The sequence below is a fragment of the Trabulsiella odontotermitis genome (genome assembly GCF_001188485.1).
GTDB classification, from domain to species: domain Bacteria; phylum Pseudomonadota; class Gammaproteobacteria; order Enterobacterales; family Enterobacteriaceae; genus Trabulsiella; species Trabulsiella odontotermitis_A.
This window is the reverse complement of record NZ_JNGH01000076.1, coordinates 138532-151348: the sequence shown is the minus strand read 5'-3', so window position 1 is coordinate 151348 and position 12817 is coordinate 138532. Positions and strand designations below refer to the sequence as shown.

The window sequence follows — 12817 nt, the reverse complement described above, 5'->3', positions numbered from 1 at the left end:
TGGTTGTATTATACAACCATATTTTTAAAATGGGTGTCAATGGGTGCTAACCCGCTCCACAAGCCACATCGTTATGACTCATCTACTACCGATACGATGATTGCTTTTGGGTTTGGTACTACACCTACTGAAACAGATACCTTAGGATCGTTGCCTTGCCAGCACTCGCCCGCAATGTCACAAGCATCGAGTCGCTTATATCCATTTTCCTGAAGGTAAGTGTTAATTTTGCTGGCATCAGTGGTCCCTGAAAATCGGATGTCATAGATAAGAAGCGCCTGGCCGGAGACGTTGGAATAGCCGAATCGATAGTCGTCGGAGATGCGGGGTATATTCTTAAGAACATCAGGGGTAAAAAATTCGTACTCTCTTTTATCCTGCTCCGTATAGCTGGCACTTTCAGCGAAATCCATTTTGACATATGGCCATACATACACCAGACCAGCAAACACAATAGCAATCGCAGCCAGTGAAACTTTGGTAGAGGTTTTCATATGCTCGGTGCATCCTTTCCCGATTGAATAAAACTTCCATCAGCCAATACTATACTGACGTTCCCGGAATGCCAGTCAGAGCAAGGATAATTTCATTATCATTGCAAGCGCAATGCTTTGCCGTTCTGAATATGAGAGTCCTTCTTATGCACCATTTTATGTATTTACCCATTCGTACAAAACGCCGGCCATCGGCCATTGACTGGGAATAAGTCACGTAGTAGTACGGCACACCTGGTGTTTCTCCACGTTGAAACTGGGTCCACAATTTCTGTACGTCTGAGCCCTGGGCATGGCCAGGATCAATCCAACCTTCTGCAGGATATCATCGACGGTTTTCGTCGTGCCCCTGCGGATTTAAGCACTTCCATTCTCGCCAATCGCCAGGGTAGTCGCTCCTCGCATTATCCCCGCTATGAGGGTTCGCTTTTTCTAAACTAAAGCCTCGGATTATGTTGTTTTACGTGCTATTCATGGAAAAGGTATACCTACAGGAAGTTCCTTTAACAGGCAGGCAAACATGAGCACACATACCCGCATACGCAAATTCAATACGAAAGACACCTACCCGAATCAGTCGCTGGATAACGATCTCTGCCAGGCCGTTCGTGCAGGCAACACCGTTTACGTTCGCGGTCAAATTGGTACTGACTTCGACGGTAATCTGGTAGGCCTGGGCGACCCGGCAGCGCAGGCGGAACAGGCGATGAAAAACGTTAAGCAGTTGCTCGAAGAGGCGGGCAGCGATCTGTCACACATCGTTAAAACGACCACCTATATTATCGATCCCCGCTATCGCGAACCCGTTTATCAGGTTGTTGGCAAATGGCTGAAAGGCGTGTATCCGATCTCAACCGGACTGGTGATTTCCGGGCTTGGTCAGCCGGAATGGCTGATGGAAATTGATGTTATCGCTGTGATCCCGGACGACTGGCAATCGTAAGCAGGAGTATAAAATCATGACGTTATCGATTGTCGGGCGCTGCGCGCAGACCGGCCAGATGGGTATTGCTATCAGTTCTTCCAGTATCGCGGTGGGCGCGCGCTGCCCCTGGCTGCGTAGCAACGTCGGTGCGGTATCGACGCAGAACATCACTTTACCCGCGCTGGGGCCGCGCATTCTTGATCGGTTGCAGCAAGGGGACACCGCCGAGACCGCGCTGAAGAATGGGCTGAGCACGGATGACTATTACATGTACCGGCAGGTCACTGTACTCACGGCCGAGGGAGAGAGCGCGTTCTTCAGCGGGGAAAAGACGCTGGGGGTCAACCACGCACTGTCTGGGGAAAACTGCGTGGCGGCGGGTAATCTGCTGGCGAATCAGGATGTGATTACCGCGATGGTTCANATGGTTCACGCCTTTGAACACCACTCAGGGCATCTTGCTGACAGGCTGATTGCCGCGATGCAGGCGGGTCTGAGGACAGGCGGTGAAGCGGGCCCGGTGCATTCTGCCGCGCTGTCGATTGTCGATTCTCCCGTCTGGCCGATTGTGGATTTGCGCGTCGACTGGACTGACGCCGATCCCGTTGAGGAACTCAACACACTCTGGCAAGCCTATAAACCGCAGATGCAGGACTATTTAACCCGGGCATTCGATCCCCGTAGTGCGCCTGGTTACGGTGTGCCGGGCGACGAGTAACCGCAAGGAGTTCCGATGATGACCAGCCGCAAACTGCTGGAACAGCTGGTGGCCTTCGACACCACCAGCCGCGAATCCAACCTGGCATTGATCGATTTTGTCTGCCGCTACTTAACTGAGCTTGGCGTCAGTTACGAACTGATTCATAACACCGAACGCAGCAAAGCCAATCTGTATGCCCGGCTTGGCCCTGCAGGTCGCGGTGGCGTGATGCTTTCAGGCCACAGCGATGTGGTACCGGTTGACGGGCAGAACTGGAGCGTCCCCCCTTTTGCGCTGACTGAGCGTGAGGGCAAACTCTACGGGCGTGGCACGGCGGACATGAAAGGTTTTATCGCCTGCGTCCTGGCGGCAGTGCCGCATTTTCTTGCACAACCGTTGGCGCAACCGCTGCATCTGGCGATCTCTTATGATGAAGAAGTGGGCTGCCTGGGCGTGCGTACCTTGCTGGACGTGCTGTCCGCTCGCCCGGAAAAGCCCGATATCTGCATCATTGGCGAACCCACCGAATTGCAGCCAGTGCTCGGCCACAAAGGCAAGCTTGGCGTTCGTTGTGAAGTCCAGGGCGCGGCCTGCCATTCGGCCTGGGCGCCGCAGGGTGTTAATGCCATCGAATATGCCGCGAAGCTTATTCATCATCTTACGCTAACAGGCCAGCGACTGGCTGCGCCCCAGTATCAGGATGCACGTTTTGATCCGCCCTTTACTACCGTGCAAACAGGCGTGATCCGGGGCGGCCTGGCGCTGAATATCGTGCCTGCCGACTGTTCGTTTGATTTCGAAGTACGCACCCTGCCGCAGGATGACGCACAGGAAGTGGTTCGGGACCTGGAACGTTACGCGCAACACGAGTTGCTGCCGCAAATGCATGCAGTGAATCGCGACACGACAATCCGCTTTCATCCCCTCAGCAGTTATCCCGGTTTGTATACCGCTGAACAGAGCGCCGCCGCACGGCTGATTGCCCACCTCACCGGTTCTGAAGCCTTCAGCACCGTCGCATTCGGTACAGAAGGTGGATTGTTCAATCAGATTGGCATTCCCAGCGTGGTGTGTGGGCCGGGCAGCATGGCGCAGGGCCATAAACCCGATGAGTACATCACTCTCGAACAACTGAGCGCCTGCGATGCCCTGCTCCGCCGTCTGGCCGCGTGGATGTGCCAGCCAGCGTGAAATTGTCACAAGGTGCCCGGGGCAAGCCCGGGCTGCCCTTCATCTCTGCTTTAACTTTTCCAAACGCCAGCTTCAGGAAGCACTAACCGCGTGAAACGTGCTCAGGCAGTATGCTGGAGACACGCACTTGATAGCCCGTTTCTGGAGATTCCATGGTAAATGCAGAAGTGACCCCATTCCCGCAGCCCAAAACGCTGCATCCCGTCGCGAACCACGCTAACGTTGCCGTCCGGCTCGATGGCGTACTGAAACGCTTTGGCGATGCCATCGCATTACACAAAATCTCCCTGATGATTGAGGAAGGGGAATTTATTACTCTCCTCGGCCCGTCAGGCTGTGGCAAGACCACGCTGCTGAATCTGATAGCGGGTTTCGCCGAAGCGGACGGCGGCGAGATTTTTATTGATGGTGATCTGGTTACGGATATTCCCCCCTGGCAGCGTGAAATCGGCATTGTGTTTCAGAACTATGCGCTGTTTCCCCATATGACCGTCGAAAAGAACGTGGGCTACGGCCTGCGCATGCGCGGTGTGCCAAAAGCCGAGATCGCCGACCGCGTTGCACAAGCGCTGGCGCTGGTGAAGCTTGCCGGTTACGGCCATCGCAAGCCACGTGAACTTTCTGGCGGTCAACAGCAGCGTGTGGCGCTGGCACGTGCCCTGGTGATCCGCCCCAAAGTGTTGCTGCTGGACGAGCCGTTCTCCGCACTGGATAAAAATCTGCGCCTTTCAATGCAGGTTGAGTTGAAAGCGATACAACGCAAACTTGGCGTCACCACCGTGTTTGTGACGCACGATCAGGGTGAAGCCCTGAGCATGAGCGATCGCGTGGTGGTGATGTCGGCAGGACATGTGCGTCAGATTGGCACGCCGGACGAGATCTATCGTCATCCGAAGGATCCGTTTGTTGCGGGTTTTGTGGGTGATGTGAACATTCTGCCGGGGCGCTACGCGGGTCGCGACGGCGCGGCGATACTGGCGTTGGGCGGCAATGTGCTGCGTCTGCCCGCGGAACGGGTACAGGCCACGATTGGCGAACGTCTTCATGTTTACGTCCGTCCGGAAAACGTTCAACTGGCGCCGCTTGGCCCGCACTCGCTGTTCAGCGCCACGGTTATCGCTCATGTATTTCAGGGCGATCACGTCGATGTGCATCTTGATGCGCCCGCACTTGGCAGCGCCTCGCTGTTTGCGCGCCAGTCCGGTCTGGATTCACTGACGCGCTGGCCAGTCGGCAGTCTGGTTGGCGTGAACGTTGATGACGAAGGCGTGTGCGCGTTTAGCGCGGCGACACAGGAATAAGCGCCGATGATACCTGAAACAATGAATGCGGTCATTGCGCGCCAACCGGGCGGCCCCGACGTCTTAGAACAGGTTCAGCGCAGGGTACCCACCCCTGAAGCGGGAGAAGTACTGATTCGCGTCACCTGCGCGGGTGTAAATCGCCCCGATATCCTGCAGCGCANGGCGTGCCGAAAACCCTGCCGCTCGCGCAGGCTGCGGGCGTGCCGGAAGCGGCATTTACCGTGTGGCATAACCTGTTTGAACTGGGGCATTTGCAACCGGGCGAAACCGTGCTGATTCACGGGGCGGCCAGCGGCGTGGGGACATTCGCTATTCAATGCGCACAGGCCTGCGGGGCGCGCGTGANNCCCCACCACCCGCCACAGCGAAGATTTTGTCACGGTTATTCTCGAGGAAACCCAGGGACGCGGTGTGGATGTGGTACTCGATAACGTCGGTGGCGATTACGTGGCGCGCAATCTGAGCGTGCTGGCGCCGGGTGGCCGTCATGTCAGCCTTTCATTTATGCAGGGCGCGAAGATCGAACTCGATCTGCAACTGGTGATGCGTAAAGGCCTGAGCCTGACCTCATCAACGCTGCGCCCGAAAAACGCAATGGAGAAAATGCGGCTCGCGCAGTGCATCAACAAACATCTGCTGCCGCTGATCGCCGCTGGCAAAATCGCCCCTACCCTTTATCAAACGTTACCGTTAGCACAAGCCGCAGAGGCGCATCGTCTCCTTGAAGCCAACGCCAACATCGGCAAAGTCCTGCTGCGGGTGATGTCATGATGCAGCTCTTTTTTGCCAGTACATCTGCATACGTACGTAAAGTGATGGTGTGCGCGACAATACTTGGTCTTGCTGATGAGATAGAACGGCTGGATTCTGCCGCGCATCCGATCGATCGTGACGAACGTATCGCTGCGTTTAATCCGCTGGCAAAAGTGCCAGCGCTGCGTACCCCAGGCGGACTGTGTCTCTACGACAGCCGGGTCATCTGCGAGTATCTCAACGCCCTCGCACAAGGCGATTTATTTCCGGAAACAGGGGATGCGCGCTGGAGAAGTCTGGCACGACAGGCGCTGGGCGATGGGATCATTGATGCAGCCTTGCTGGCGCGCTACGAATTCAGCGCGCGTCCGCCCGGGAAACAATGGCAGGGCTGGGCTGATGCGCAACTGAAAAAAGTCGCCGCCGCGCTGTCAGACATTGAGGGTCAGGTAAGCAGTTTTAGCCGACAACCCGACGATATCGGGCTCATTGCCATCGGTTGTGCGCTCGGTTATCTCGATTTTCGCTTTGCCGAACTTAACTGGCGTGCCCGTTACCCGCTTACCGCCGCCTGGTTCGCCCTCTTTGCGGCGCATCCGGCCATGGCGACCACGCAGCCACACGTTTAGTCAGGAGTGCGCATGTCACAACAGATCTATTTTCTTAATGGGCCAAACGCGAATTTGTATGGGCTGGATAAAAATGGCCTGTACGGCAGCGAAAGTTTTGTCAGTATCGGGGAGCGCTGTCAGCGTCGCGCCGAATCGCACGGTGTGATGTTGCTTTTCCGCCAGAGCAACCACGAAGGCGTACTGGTCGACTGGATCCAGGAAGCGCGTCAGCACGCCGCGGGACTGATTATCAACGCCGCGGGTCTGACCTACAGTTCGGTGCCAATCCTTGATGCGTTACTGATGTTTGATGGCCCGATTATCGAAACGCATATGAGCAACATCTGGAAGCGTGAGCCGTTTCGCCACCACTCCATGGTGTCGAAAGCCGCCACCGGCGTGATTGCCGGACTGGGTGTGGCAGGTTATGAACTGGCGATTGATGCCGTCGTCAACCTGCTGGGAATGCGCGCCGTATGAGCACATTAGTCTTTTACAGCGAATTCGACAGCTTCGAAGAATGGTCGGCTTTACTTGCACCGTATTTGCCCGGCGTAACGATTTGCCGCGCCGAAACGGTGCAAAACGCGGATGAGGTGCACTATGCGCTGGCATGGAAACCACCGCAGGGGTTCTTTGCGCCATACCGCAATCTCAGGCTGCTGGTGAATCTCGGTGCGGGTGTCGATGCCCTCGTCGGGCGCGATGACCTGCCGGATATCCCGATTATTCGTCTGTCCGACCCGGATATGGCGCGCATGATGGCCGGTTATGTGCTTTTTGCCGTGCTGCGCTATGCGCGCGATATTCCGGCATTCGAACGTGCGCAGCGCGAACAGCGCTGGCATTACCTGCATCCACGCTCGCCCTCCGACATCCGTGTCGGTGTGCTGGGGCTGGGAGAGCTAGGGGCGTATACAGCGCAGGAGCTGGCGCGACAGGGTTTCGACGTGCGCGGCTGGTCACGTTCGCAAAAAGAGATCAGGGGGATTCGCTGCAGCAGCGGACTCGATTCGCTGGATCATTTTCTCAGCCAGAGCGACATTCTGGTGACGATGCTGCCACTCACGCCAGACACGACAGGCCTGCTCAGTGCAGCACGACTGGCGCGGCTCCCGCCTGGCGCAGCGTTCATCAATGTCTCGCGCGGTGCGATTGTCGATCAGGCGGCGCTGACTGACGCGTTGCGTTCAGGACAGATTGCGCACGCCACGCTGGATGTGTTTGACCGCGAACCGCTGCCGCCGCACGATCCGTTGTGGCGTATGGACAATGTGCTGATCACGCCGCATCTGGCTTCCGTCGCTATTCCTGCCAGCGCCGCACAGCAGGTTGCTGAAAATATTCACCGCGCCGCACGCGGTGAATCGGTTACCCATCAGGTGTTTCCGGCGCGCGGGTATTAAAGCCTGCGCCATGCATCACGCCACTCGCACCACCTGCGGGTCAAAATAGCTCGGTGCCGCCATGCCAGGAATATACTGGTCGGAAATAAAAATGCGGCAGCGCTCGGCGAAGGCGTTCACCACCATTGAGTGCTGCGTATGGGCGACGGTCGCATAACCGAGGTGCATCGGCCGGTTCACCCCGGCCAGCCGCACGCGAATCAGGCGTTTGCCATCCTGAGACAGATGCGCTTTTGGCCGCACGTTGGCGATACCAAATCCCACGCCGTTTGCCACCATGGCGCGCACCACCTCCATATTGCCGGAGCGCATGACCACATTCGGCGTGACGCCCGCTTCGCTGAAGAGTCCAAGGAAATATTCGCGGCTCCACGGCATATCCAGCAAGACCATCGGCATCGTCGCCAGCTCCTGAATCGTCACCGCCGATTGTGTCGCAAGCGGGTGATGTTCACCTACCATCACATAAGGCGGCAACTGCGCCAGCGAGGTAAATGCGATGTCGTTGGCCGGGACTAAATCGTAGGTCAGGGCAATGTCGATATCGGCTGAACGCAGTTGCTTCAGCAACTGTTCATGGTTGCCCTCCACAAGCGTAATGCGCACGCCCGGGAACGCGCGACCAAAGCCAAAAACCAGCTCTGGCGTCAGCATGGGGGCCAGCGTATCCAGACAGCCCACACGCAGCGGGCCGCGCACATTGTTCATCGATTCTGACGCAATCGTATAAAGGTTCATCATTTGTTCCAGAATGAGCTTCGCCTCTTTCAGAACCTGATGACCGATAGCCGTCAGCGACACGCCCTGCGCGTGATGGCGCACAAACAGCTGCACGCCAAGTTCAGATTCGATATGGGTGATGGCAGCAGAGATCGACGGCGATGAAACGTGGATACGTTCTGATGCGCCAATGATGCTTCCGGCCTCGCCGGACGCGACAAAGTACTCCAGCTGACGCTGGGTGATGCGACTGAGCATGCAGGTTCTCCTGAGATCGCCGGCGCGATCATGTCGCGCCAGTCATTCTAATAGTGCAGATCCTGCTGCATTTATCATGCCAGTTTTCAAATAGCAGCATAATCGCCTGGTCTGATGGCCACGACTCTCCTGCGTCAGAAATCCTGATGCAACGACGAGGAAAAGCCTGTTTTACGGAATCAACTCATCGCGCCATTATCGGTTTCACACCAGGGAACACCGTTTGCACCCTTCTGGCGCGCCGGGTTTCGATTATTACAACAGGCAATTCCAATATGGGGATAAGAATATGTCGCGTAAGATTTGTGCTTTAGCGTTGTTGACTACGACTGTGTTGAACGCAGGAAATGTCATGGCCGCAGACAAGCTGATTGTCAGCACCTGGGGCGGCGGTTTTAAAGATCTGATCGATGAAACCATTGCGAAAGCGTTCACCAAAGAAACCGGCGTAGAAGTGCAGTTTGTTACGGGTGGCACCATCGATCGTCTCAACAAAGCCAAACTGGCTGGCGGAACACCTGAAACTGACGTGACGTTTACCACGTCGCATGTGGGTTATCTGTACGCCAACTCGGGTCTGTTTGAAAAACTCGATATGAGCAAAATCCCGAACGCCGTAAATCTGGTGCAACAGGCGAAAGTCAGCCCGTGGCACCTCGGCGTCTGGGGCTACGTTTACACCATCGGCTACCGTCCGGATCTGGTGCCAAAGGGCGAAACGTTTGAGAGCTGGAACGATCTGTGGAAGCCAGAACTGAAAGGCATGCTGGCTTTGCCTGACTGGGATCCGAGTCATATCATCGCGGTTTCCGCCAGACTCTCCGGCACCGATGCCGCGCACTGGCAGCAAGGCCAGGCGAAGATGAAAGCGCTGATCCCGAATATCAAATCTTTCTATACCGATGATGCCAACAGCCAGCAACTGATCTCCACGGGTGAAACACCGGTGCAGGTGATGCTGTCGATGAACGCCTACAACATGCTTGCTGAAGGGGTAAACATCAAACTGGCGATACCGAAAGAAGGCGCGATTTTGGGCGTCGATACCATTGGTATCAACAAGGGCACCAAACGTGTGGATCTTGCGTATAAATTTATCAATATCGCCCTTAAGCCTGAGATTCAGCAGCAGGTGGCAAAGATTTATCACGGCAGTCCAACCGTCACCAACGCGCATATCGACCCGGAAGTGGCAAAACTGCCGGGCATGCTGACCACACCTGAGCAGTGGAATGCCACCATCAATACCGATCCGCAACTGCGTGCTGAAAAAACGGCGGAGTGGCGTCAATGGTTCTCTGAAAACATCATGTCTCATTGATTTACCGGGCGGCCTGCGGGTCGCCACAGGTCTACCGGCATCCTATTACTCAGGCAACACGTATGACGAGAAAACCGACATTTTTACCCTGGTTTATTATTCCCGCCACGCTGACCGCAACAGGGCTGTTTTTCGCGATGTTCGCGGTGATGCAATTCAGCGTACGCGCCTATATTCCCGGTTCGCTCGACGTGGGCGGGTTTACGCTGGCGAACTTCAACGGTCTGCTCAAAAGCATCTATGCCGATGCTTTTATTAACACCGTCATGCTGAGCGCCAAAACCGCTATTTTTGGCCTGCTGATGAGTTATCCGCTGGCGTATGCCCTGGTACGCACCCGCACGACCTGGATCAAATCCAATATTTTGATTATCGCGATTACACCGCTGTTTCTCGGTGAAGTCGTGCGCACCTATTCATGGATTATCGTACTGGGAAACAGCGGCTTCCTTAATAGCCTGCTGCTGGCGTTGGGCATCATCTCAACCCCGGTTCAGTTTATGTTTACGCAGACGGGCGTGGTGTTGGCGCTGGTCCATGTCACCATGCCGATCATGGTGCTGATGCTCGCGACCGCGTTGTCACACATCAACCCGGATTACGAGAAAGCCGCCATCAGCCTCGGTGCAGGGCCGATCCGCACCTTACTGACCGTGACAATTCCGCTATCTTTCCCCGGCATTATCGCCAGTCTGACCACCGCGTTTGCCTGGACCTTTAGCGCCTTCGCCACCCCGCAACTCATTGGCGGCGGACGCGTCAGCACCGTGGCAACGATGGTTTATCAACTTGGTTTTTCGTCGATGAACTTTCCCTTTGCCGCTGCGCTCAGCATTGCCGGTCTAATTCTGACCATCCTGTTGTTGATGGCGCTGAAACGCATGACACGATTCCTGCACACGATGGGAGATCATTGATATGACCCGTTCGATGAACGATAAACTGACGACGCTGGCGGGTCGCCTGCTGGTCGCCGCGATTCTGATCTTTGTGATGCTGCCGACTGTCGTGGTGTTTATCTCCTCGTTCAGCAGCACCGCCGTGCTGTTCTTCCCGCCGAAAGGCTGGTCGTTACGCTGGTTCGAGCGGGCGGTGAATTACGATGATTTTCGTCACGGCTTCTATTCCGGGCTGATTGTTACCGCATGGGCATCGTCGCTGGCGGTGATCATCGGTACTACGCTGGCGATTGCCATTGAGCGCTATTCATTCCCGTACAAGCAGGTACTGGAAGGGGTCCTGATGTCGCCGCTGTTCATACCACACTTCACAATTGGCCTGGGTCTGCTGATGCTGGTATCGCAACTCAATCTGGGGCGCGGTTATCCGCTGGTGATTTTCTGCCACATCGTTCTGGTCCTGCCGTTTGTGTTGCGCAGTGTTTATGTGTCGCTAAAAAACCTTGAACAGCGCATAGAGCTGGCGGCGGCAAGTCTCGGCGCTTCGCCTCTGCGCGTGGTGTGGACCATCACTGTACCGCTGATTTTGCCGGGCCTTTTTGGCGGCTGGCTGTTTGCGGCGATCCTCTCCTTTAACGAATTTACCGCATCGTTGTTTATTACGACTCAGGCAACACAGACTTTACCGGTAGCGATGTACAACTATGTACGTGAATTTGCAGATCCAACACTGGCCGCCCTGTCGGTAATTTACATTGCCGTCACGGCAGTGATGTTAATTATTGCCAATACGTTTTTAGGTCTGGGGAAAATATTAAACGTTGAAGCCAGACATTAAGAAAAAATGAAATCCTGATCATCATTAATACCACGCCCGATTACGCTTAGCGATAAACATATCGAGGGTCGTTTATATTTAGAGGTTCAACATGTCAGCAGAGAAAATAAATACTGTTATTGTCGGCGCAGGTCAGGCCGGTATTGCTATGAGTGAACATCTGGCGCAAATGGGGGTGCCTCACGTCGTACTGGAGCGCAGCCGCATCGCTGAACGCTGGCGTTCTGAGCGCTGGGATTCGCTGGTGGCGAACGGCCCGGCCTGGCACGATCGCTTTCCGTCGTTGAAATTCGATAATATTTCCCAGGAAGCCTTTCCGCCGAAAGAGCGTATGGCTCAATATTTTGAAGACTATGCGAAGATGCTTAATGCGCCCGTGCGCACCGGCGTTGACGTGCATCAGGTTACGCGTCTGGCAGGACGAAGCGGGTTTAAAGTGGTGACCTCTGCCGGTGAGTTTGAGGCCGACAATGTCGTGGCTGCCACCGGTCCATTCCAGAAACCGTCATTTCCCCGGATCGTGCCGGAAAGCGCCGGGTTGCATCAGATTCACTCTTCCGTCTACAAAAATCCGCAGCAACTGCCCGCTGGCGGTGTGCTGGTGGTGGGTGCGGGGGCGTCCGGGACGCAAATTGCTGAGGAATTGCGTCAATCAGGTCGTGACGTTTATCTGTCAGTTGGCGAGCATTATCGTCCGCCGCGCGCTTACCGCAATCGTGATTACTGCTGGTGGCTCGGTGCGCTCGGCCTGTGGGACGAGGTTAAAATAAAGCCGAAGAAAGAGCATGTGGCGTTTGCGGTGAGCGGTTATGAAGGCGGTAAAACCGTGGATTTCCGTCGCCTGGCGCATATGGGTATTACGCTGGTGGGCATCACCAGAAGCTGGGATAACGGTGTGCTGAGCTTTGCCGACGGTCTGGTTGAAAATATCGCTGAGGGTGACAAAGCCTATTTTGACGTACTGCGCGATGCGGATGCTTATATTGAACGCAACGGTCTGGATTTGCCCCCGGAGCCGCTGGCATGGGAGCTACTGCCAGATCCCGAATGTCTGCTCAATCCGCTGACGCAATTAGATATTGCGGCGGCGGGCATTACCACTATTATCTGGGCGACCGGTTTTAAATTTGATTTTAGCTGGCTGCAGGTTGATGCGTTCGATGAAAACGGCCTGCCGTTTCATAAACGCGGTATTTCCGCAGAACGTGGCATTTATTTTCTCGGCCTGCCGAATCTGGTAAACCGCGCATCATCCTTTATTTATGGCGTATGGCATGACGCTAAATACATTGCCGATCATATTGTTTTGCAGAATGCTTACACCGACTACGAAAAAATATAATTACCCGTGTGAGGCTTGTTATCACCACGCATGGCTAAATAAACGTTTATTTAGC

Annotated in this window: 13 protein-coding genes and 1 pseudogene; 12 read left to right on the top strand and 2 right to left on the bottom strand. The window is 55.3% G+C overall.

Features of this window, described 5'->3' with window-relative positions; translation table 11 throughout:
• Positions 1-71 precede the first annotated feature (71 nt).
• Positions 72-494 (bottom strand): hypothetical protein, encoded by a 423-nt coding sequence (locus GM30_RS09000; RefSeq protein WP_049848341.1) that lies wholly within the window; start codon positions 492-494, stop codon positions 72-74.
• A 520-nt stretch (positions 495-1014) separates the two neighbouring features.
• Here GM30_RS09000 and GM30_RS08995 point away from each other — a divergent pair.
• The 8 genes and pseudogenes from GM30_RS08995 to GM30_RS08960 all read left to right on the top strand — a co-directional run bounded on the left by GM30_RS08995 (position 1015) and on the right by GM30_RS08960 (position 7384).
• Positions 1015-1437, top strand: coding sequence for a RidA family protein (locus tag GM30_RS08995; protein ID WP_049848340.1), 423 nt, complete (start codon positions 1015-1017; stop codon positions 1435-1437).
• 16 nt (positions 1438-1453) lie between these two features.
• Positions 1454-2137 (top strand): DUF1028 domain-containing protein, encoded by a 684-nt coding sequence (locus GM30_RS08990; protein WP_049848339.1) that lies wholly within the window; start codon positions 1454-1456, stop codon positions 2135-2137.
• Positions 2138-2152: 15 nt separating this feature from the next.
• On the top strand, positions 2153-3310 hold the full coding sequence (gene argE / locus GM30_RS08985) for an acetylornithine deacetylase (protein ID WP_049848338.1): 1158 nt from the start codon (positions 2153-2155) through the stop codon (positions 3308-3310).
• 152 nt (positions 3311-3462) lie between these two features.
• Positions 3463-4611, top strand: coding sequence for an ABC transporter ATP-binding protein (locus tag GM30_RS08980; RefSeq protein ID WP_049848337.1), 1149 nt, complete (start codon positions 3463-3465; stop codon positions 4609-4611).
• Positions 4612-4989: 378 nt separating this feature from the next.
• A pseudogene (locus GM30_RS27135) lies at positions 4990-5385 on the top strand (zinc-binding dehydrogenase); the annotation flags it as partial.
• The gene (locus GM30_RS08970; RefSeq protein ID WP_049848336.1) at positions 5382-5996 is read left to right on the top strand and encodes a glutathione S-transferase; all 615 of its coding nucleotides are present in this window, start codon (positions 5382-5384) and stop codon (positions 5994-5996) included. The pseudogene GM30_RS27135 and the gene GM30_RS08970, both read left to right, overlap by 4 nt.
• A gap of 12 nt (positions 5997-6008) precedes the next feature.
• Positions 6009-6458: a type II 3-dehydroquinate dehydratase gene (locus tag GM30_RS08965; RefSeq protein ID WP_049848335.1), complete on the top strand. Its 450-nt coding sequence runs from the start codon at positions 6009-6011 to the stop codon at positions 6456-6458.
• On the top strand, positions 6455-7384 hold the full coding sequence (locus GM30_RS08960) for a 2-hydroxyacid dehydrogenase (protein ID WP_049848334.1): 930 nt from the start codon (positions 6455-6457) through the stop codon (positions 7382-7384). Before GM30_RS08965 ends, GM30_RS08960 begins: the two co-directional genes overlap by 4 nt.
• Positions 7385-7399: 15 nt before the next feature.
• Here the strand turns inward: GM30_RS08960 and GM30_RS08955 are convergent, their stop codons facing one another.
• Entirely contained in the window at positions 7400-8362 is a 963-nt protein-coding gene (locus GM30_RS08955) for a LysR family transcriptional regulator (protein ID WP_049848333.1), read from the bottom strand.
• A 289-nt stretch (positions 8363-8651) separates the two neighbouring features.
• On the opposite strand from GM30_RS08955, the gene GM30_RS08950 reads away from it, so the two are divergent.
• From GM30_RS08950 to GM30_RS08935, 4 genes are all read left to right on the top strand, one after another.
• Entirely contained in the window at positions 8652-9683 is a 1032-nt protein-coding gene (locus GM30_RS08950; protein ID WP_049848332.1) for an ABC transporter substrate-binding protein, read from the top strand.
• A 62-nt stretch (positions 9684-9745) separates the two neighbouring features.
• A complete protein-coding gene (locus GM30_RS08945; protein ID WP_049848331.1) occupies positions 9746-10600 on the top strand; it encodes an ABC transporter permease in 855 nt (284 codons plus the stop codon).
• A gap of 1 nt (position 10601) precedes the next feature.
• Positions 10602-11420, top strand: a complete 819-nt coding sequence (locus tag GM30_RS08940; protein ID WP_049848330.1) for an ABC transporter permease — start codon at positions 10602-10604, stop codon at positions 11418-11420.
• 91 nt (positions 11421-11511) lie between these two features.
• Positions 11512-12762 (top strand): flavin-containing monooxygenase, encoded by a 1251-nt coding sequence (locus tag GM30_RS08935; protein WP_049848329.1) that lies wholly within the window; start codon positions 11512-11514, stop codon positions 12760-12762.
• Positions 12763-12817: the final 55 nt, after the last annotated feature.

Coding starts and splice junctions, on each gene's coding strand:
- GM30_RS08995 (WP_049848340.1), top strand. CDS start 1,015: ATGAGCACACATACCCGCATACGCAAATTCAATACGAAAGACACCTAC.
- GM30_RS08935 (WP_049848329.1), top strand. CDS start 11,512: ATGTCAGCAGAGAAAATAAATACTGTTATTGTCGGCGCAGGTCAGGCC.
- GM30_RS08965 (WP_049848335.1), top strand. CDS start 6,009: ATGTCACAACAGATCTATTTTCTTAATGGGCCAAACGCGAATTTGTAT.
- GM30_RS08960 (WP_049848334.1), top strand. CDS start 6,455: ATGAGCACATTAGTCTTTTACAGCGAATTCGACAGCTTCGAAGAATGG.
- GM30_RS08940 (WP_049848330.1), top strand. CDS start 10,602: ATGACCCGTTCGATGAACGATAAACTGACGACGCTGGCGGGTCGCCTG.
- GM30_RS08980 (WP_049848337.1), top strand. CDS start 3,463: ATGGTAAATGCAGAAGTGACCCCATTCCCGCAGCCCAAAACGCTGCAT.
- GM30_RS09000 (WP_049848341.1), bottom strand. CDS start 494: ATGAAAACCTCTACCAAAGTTTCACTGGCTGCGATTGCTATTGTGTTT.
- GM30_RS08950 (WP_049848332.1), top strand. CDS start 8,652: ATGTCGCGTAAGATTTGTGCTTTAGCGTTGTTGACTACGACTGTGTTG.
- argE (WP_049848338.1), top strand. CDS start 2,153: ATGATGACCAGCCGCAAACTGCTGGAACAGCTGGTGGCCTTCGACACC.
- GM30_RS08955 (WP_049848333.1), bottom strand. CDS start 8,362: ATGCTCAGTCGCATCACCCAGCGTCAGCTGGAGTACTTTGTCGCGTCC.
- GM30_RS08970 (WP_049848336.1), top strand. CDS start 5,382: ATGATGCAGCTCTTTTTTGCCAGTACATCTGCATACGTACGTAAAGTG.
- GM30_RS08945 (WP_049848331.1), top strand. CDS start 9,746: ATGACGAGAAAACCGACATTTTTACCCTGGTTTATTATTCCCGCCACG.